2 protein-coding genes and 1 pseudogene are annotated in these 3,020 nt (G+C 35.4%); 2 read left to right on the forward strand and 1 reads right to left on the reverse strand.

Going from position 1 to position 3,020, the window contains the following annotated elements:
• A partial coding sequence (locus BHECKSOX2_RS02975) for a transposase (RefSeq protein WP_139682473.1) occupies positions 1 to 216 on the forward strand: 216 nt, incomplete at its 5' end.
• A 970-nt stretch (positions 217 to 1,186) separates the two neighbouring features.
• Positions 1,187 to 2,779, forward strand: a complete 1,593-nt coding sequence (locus tag BHECKSOX2_RS02980) for an oleate hydratase (protein ID WP_139682391.1) — start codon at positions 1,187 to 1,189, stop codon at positions 2,777 to 2,779.
• Positions 2,780 to 2,829: 50 nt separating this feature from the next.
• Here BHECKSOX2_RS02980 and BHECKSOX2_RS02985 read toward each other — a convergent pair.
• Positions 2,830 to 3,020 (reverse strand): annotated as a pseudogene (locus BHECKSOX2_RS02985) (IS30 family transposase); the annotation flags it as partial.

A 3,020-nucleotide genomic window follows, 5' to 3' on the forward strand; every position in this document is an offset into this window, starting at 1 on the left:
CAAAAACAAGAGAATAAACAACGATCATCCATTCGCTATATTGTTGAACGCACTTTTGGCTTACTCAAACTACATCATGGATTAGCCAAGGCAAGATACCTTGGATTAGAAAGAAACAAAACTAGAGCGCAACTTATTGCTATGATTCACAATCTTAAAACTGGGATGAATATTTTTAAACAAATGCGAAGTCTAGGGGATTGTTACGCCCAATGAGTGGGAGAGGACTAAAAATAGGGAAATAAAGCAATAAACAGCTGGGAAAATAAGGTTTTTTTTGAACTTTATGAAAAAATACAGGTAGTTTTGAAAATATTTTTGAAAAAATCTAAAAATTGAAATTAGGGTGGAGAATTATGAGTTATGCAAAAGTCTCAATATAATTTATAAAAACCATAAAATGGCACATTTTTCACCAAAAACTCGGTAAATAGCTAGTTATTATTCTCATTTTTAGGTGGAAAATGCGCTATTTTCTGTATTCCCTAAATCACACTAAGTTAATGCAGAGGCCTCTTATTGATTATTTTGTCTAAATCAATAAGTTTGGTGAATTTACGATAGATGTGGTTGGCTGGCACTAAGTCTTCTAGGTTGGTGATTTCTGTTTGAATGGTCATTATTTTTTTAAATTGTTGATATTTATAGTATTTTAATACAAACATAGTGCTTTTTGGTTGTTTTGTGGGTTTTTATTTTCAACGGTCCCTTTGTAGTAATTCAAGTACTAATTTAGTCTTGAATGCTGAGGTGTATTTAGTTCGTTTTTTACTCATATTTTTTACTCCGATTTTTTTTGTTTAGTTTAACGGGTTCGAAATAAGAAAGTTCGGGTTGTTGTTTGAAATTGTTGGGGTTTTATAATTCAACGGTCTCCTACACAGCAAGACTCGCATTTCTTCTAAATAATGGCTTGTCTTTGGGTACAATACTCATAAATTTTAAAAAAACTTAAATCAGTTATTGACAGATTTTTATTATCAATACCTAATATTAGGTGATTGAAACTTTTTGGTAAATGGAAAAAATAAACAACAATTAAGAGTTAAAAAATAATGGAAGTAACAACAGAAAAACTCCTAACAAATCATTCCAGCCGACCACTAATGCTACAGCTGAATTCAAGCGTTATGTTTTCAAACACCTCTAATAAACACAACAAAAATACTCTATAAGGATATCAACAATGAAAAATAATAAAGATCGAGACCTGAGCAAGGCAAAAGTTTACTTAATTGGTAGCGGCATAGCTTCACTTGCTAGTGCGCTCTATTTAGAAAAAGATGCCGGTGTTCTGGGTAAGAATATTTATATCCTCGAAAAAGACAACATTCCAGGTGGCGCTCTTGACGGAGCAGGAGAAAGAGAAAAAGGCTTTGTTGTGCGCGGTGGTCGAATGCATGAAATACACTACGAGTGCTATTGGGAGTTACTGTCTCATATTCCTTCTTTGGAAGATGAAAGCATTTCTGTAAGAGATGAATCATTTGAGTTTAATGAGCGATTTGTATCAAATGGTCAAGCCAGGCTCTTGAAAGAAGGTAAAAAAATAGATGTATCTTCTTATGGTTTATCATTAAAGCAACAATCTGATTTTTTAAAACTCACATTTGTTGCAGAAGAATCATTGGGAAATAAAAGAATCATGGACTGGTTTGATGCTGATTTCTTTGAGACCAACTTCTGGTATATCTGGACATCAATGTTCGCTTTTCAAAAATGGAGTAGTCTTGCAGAAATGAGGCGTTACATGAAACGCTTCATACATCTGGTTGATGGACTTTATAAACTGGGTGGGGTTATGCGTACCAAGTATAATCAGTATGACTCTGTTGTTAGACCCATGAAGAAATATCTGGAGCAAAAAGGTGTTCAATTTCAAATGGGAAATGAAGTGATTGATATTGATTTTGATATTGCTACCGACATTAAAACGGCTACTGTGATTCATCTTAAAAATAAATCTGAAATTGTTCTTGGTGAAAACGACTATGTCTTTATTACCAATGGCTCTATTACAGAAAGCACTGATAATGGGAGCTGGGATACTCCTGCAAAACTAAAAGGAATGACAGAGTCCGGTTCTTGGATGTTATGGAAAAAGCTTGCGGCTAAAGATAAAACCTTTGGCAATCCATCGCCTTTCTGTGACAACATTGATCTTCAAAAATGGTATTCATTTACAGCCACCATGCATGATTCTACATTTCAAGATTATATGGAAAACTTTTCCGGAAATGTTGATGGTACAGGTGGCCTCGTCACCATAACTGATTCAAACTGGTTAATGTCGATTGTGATAGCTCGGCAACCCCACTTTCCTAACCAGGCGGACGATGTGAAAATTTTCTGGGGCTATGGACTCTACCCCGATAGAAAGGGTAATTTTATCAACAAAACAATGGCAGAGTGCACCGGTGCTGAGATGCTTGAGGAGTTGTATTATCATTTAAAAATACAGGACCTTATGATGCCTATTACTGAAGCTGGAAAAGTAAACTGTATTCCTGTCGCCATGCCTTTTGTAGACAGTCTCTTTATGCCTCGTGAGCCAGGCGATAGACCAGATGTAATACCTGCTGGCGCAACAAATTTTGCATTTTTAGGTCAATTTGCAGAAGCACCGAAGGACTGTGTATTTACAGTCGAATATTCTGTTAGAACGGCTCAAATGGCAGTTTATAATTTATTTGATACCGATAAAGAAGTGCATCCAATGTACAATTCTGCTCACAATCCAAAATATTTGTTGAGAGCAATTAAGGCGATTCACAGATAACTTACAGCATAAGAATAATTAGGGTTAGAGTGTAATTTAATAAGGCGAATTCAACCCATAAGTGCAACACTTCCATTTAAAAAATAGTCCTTGCCAGTCATCTTGGCAAAGACCTCAAATGGGGTCTTGTACCCCAAGCATTTTCTAGGTCTATTATTCATTAAATCTGTTGCCCTAAATGCTTCTTTCTCACTCACATTATCCAAAGCCATTCGCTTAGGGAAGAATTGCCTTAACAGTC

The organism is thiotrophic endosymbiont of Bathymodiolus puteoserpentis (Logatchev) (genome assembly GCF_900127505.1).
Lineage (GTDB): Bacteria > Pseudomonadota > Gammaproteobacteria > PS1 > Pseudothioglobaceae > Thiodubiliella.